This is a genomic window from Arthrobacter sp. H20, assembly GCF_000520515.1.
Classification (GTDB): domain Bacteria; phylum Actinomycetota; class Actinomycetes; order Actinomycetales; family Micrococcaceae; genus Arthrobacter_D.
Genome location: NZ_AZRY01000240.1, coordinates 1 through 2,101, shown reverse-complemented (window position 1 = coordinate 2,101; position 2,101 = coordinate 1). Strand labels below are relative to the sequence as shown.

Below are 2,101 nucleotides of genomic sequence, written 5' to 3'. Positions count from 1 at the left end.
ACCGGACTCGTGGTGCCGGCGCTGCGGAGCCCAAGGCACTGCACGGGACATGGTGACCCGCCGCCTGGCGCACGAACCGTTCGGCTGGCGGCCAACGACGCTGCTGATCCGGGTCCGCCGCTACCGGTGCACCGGATGCGCTCACGTGTGGCGGCAGAACACCGCTAAGGCCGCCGAGCCGCGGGCGAAACTCTCCCGACGGGGTCTGCGCTGGGCGCTGGCCGGGATCGTGTGTCAACACCTCACCGTCGCCCGGGTCGCCGAGGGCCTTGGGGTGTCGTGGAATACCGCGAACACCGCGGTCCTGGCCGAGGGAAAGCGGGTCTTGATCGATGACCCGCTCCGGTTCGAGAGGGGTGAAGGTGATCGGCGTCGATGAGCACGTGTGGCGGCATACCCGCCGCGGGGACAAGTACGTGACCGTCATCATCGATCTCACGCCGATTCGCGAAAAGACTGGGCCGTCAAGGTTGTTGGACATGGTCGAGGGCCGCTCAAAGGCCGTGTTCAAGCAGTGGTTAGCCAAACGCCCACAGGCGTGGCGGGACGGGGTGGAAGTCGTCGCCATGGACGGATTCACCGGCTTCAAAACCGCGGCCGCCGAGGAGCTTCCCAGCGCGGTGGCGGTCATGGACCCGTTCCACGTCGTCCGTCTCGCCGGGGACGCGTTGGATGGGTGCCGACGCCGGATCCAGCAAGCTACCTGCGGTCACCGCGGACGCAAGGGCGACCCGCTCTACAGCTCACGGCGGACCCTGCATACGGGGGCGGACCTGCTCACCGACAAACAGGAACAACGCCTCACCGACCTGTTCACCACGGACACTCACGTCCAAGTCGAGGCAACCTGGGGCATCTACCAGCGGATGATCGCTGCCTACCGGCACGAGGACCGGGCCCGAGGACGCGAGTTGATGCAAGCACTTATCGAATCGGTCAGCGCCGGTGTCCCGGCCGCGCTCACCGAGATCCGCACTCTGGGCCGGACCCTCAAACGCCGGGCCGCCGACGTCCTGGCGTACTTCGACCGGCCCGGCACCAGCAACGGACCCACCGAAGCCATGAACGGCCGCCTCGAACACCTCCGAGGCTCAGCCCTGGGCTTCCGCAATATCGCCAACTACATCGCCCGCTCACTCCTGGAAACCGGCGGCTTCAGACCCCGACTACACCCTCAATTATGAAGAGCCCCTTTATGCAGTAGGAGCAGTCGCCGTCCTGGGCGCTGCGTCAGTCGCAGCACCGGCGGTAGCAACCGAAACCGCCGATACTGCCTCATTGTCAGTCCTGCACGCGGTCCCCGACCTGACAGTCGACGTCTACGTCAATGGTGACCTGACCCTCGACGACTTCACCCCCGGTGAACTCGCTGGGCCGCTGGAACTTCCTGCCGGGGACTACGAGTTGGCCATTACAGCCGCTGACGCTGCTGATGCCAGTGAACCAGTGATCGGCCCCGTCCCAGTGACCCTGGAAGCCGGCGGAAACTACACTGCCACGGCCAACCTCGACGCCGAGGGCGCCCCGACGGCGAACTTCTACACCAACGACGTCTCAGCTGTGGAGGCCGGACAGGCACGGCTGACGGTCCGGCACACCGCAGCTGCCCCAGCGGTTGACGTGCTCGCTGGTGACGCGGTGGTAGTCGAGAACCTCAGCAATCCCGACGAGGCAACCCTGACCACCGACCCCGGAACTATCTCTGCGGCTGTCGCCGCGACTGGCACCACCGACCCAGTGATCGGCCCAGCCGACCTGACCCTCGGTGAAGGTACAGCGACAATCGTCTACGCCTGGGGAAGCCTTGAGGACGGCAACCTCGCCCTCGCCACCCAGGTGATTGAGGGACTGCACTCCGACCCCGCAGCCGTGCCTGGTGCACAGGCTGGACCGGCTCAGGACAACACCGTCGCCATCCTCGGAGCAGGGGCCCTCGGCCTGGTGCTGCTCTCCGGCGCAGTGGTAGCCGCCCGGGTCCGGACCGCCCGCGCCGGTAACTAAACCAGTGCTGGCAGGGTGGGGGCACCCTCTCGCTCCCTACCCTGCCCGCCTGTCTCCTGAACCGTTTCCAGTTTGTGGGACACCACGTATTTAGGCTGCA

1 protein-coding gene and 1 pseudogene are annotated in these 2,101 nt (G+C 66.5%); both read left to right on the top strand.

Going from position 1 to position 2,101, the window contains the following annotated elements:
• A pseudogene (locus Y703_RS17445) lies at nt 1-1,184 on the top strand (ISL3 family transposase); the annotation flags it as partial.
• Nucleotides 1,185-1,218: 34 nt separating this feature from the next.
• Nucleotides 1,219-2,001, top strand: coding sequence for a DUF4397 domain-containing protein (locus Y703_RS17440; protein WP_051427222.1), 783 nt, complete (start codon nt 1,219-1,221; stop codon nt 1,999-2,001).
• The last annotated feature ends 100 nt before the right edge of the window (nt 2,002-2,101 follow it).